This is a genomic window from Bacillus cereus group sp. BfR-BA-01379 (assembly GCF_022663605.1).
Lineage (GTDB): Bacteria > Bacillota > Bacilli > Bacillales > Bacillaceae_G > Bacillus_A > Bacillus_A mobilis.
The window spans coordinates 1-262 of record NZ_JAKUFT010000266.1 but is presented as its reverse complement, the minus strand read 5'-3'; the positions used below and the strand labels follow the sequence as shown (position 1 = coordinate 262).

Sequence of the window (262 nt, the reverse complement as noted above, 5' to 3'; positions counted from 1 at the left end):
AGCAGCATTACAAACTGCTTTAGTTAATTCCGCTTCATTCATTCAAGGACCTACTGGACCTACGGGGCCAGCTGGTGCTACTGGCGCTACTGGTCCTCAAGGGCCTCAAGGTAACACGGGTGCCACTGGTCCTCAAGGTGCTACTGGTGCCACTGGTCCTCAAGGGCCTCAAGGGAACACAGGTGCTACTGGTTCTCAAGGGCCTCAAGGGAACACAGGTGCTACGGGTGCCACTGGTTCTCAAGGGCCTCAAGGGAACACA

Annotated in this window: 1 pseudogene; it reads left to right on the top strand. The window is 55.7% G+C overall.

The features are described 5' to 3' along the window. Positions 1–262 (top strand): annotated as a pseudogene (locus MR113_RS27780) (collagen-like repeat preface domain-containing protein); the annotation flags it as partial.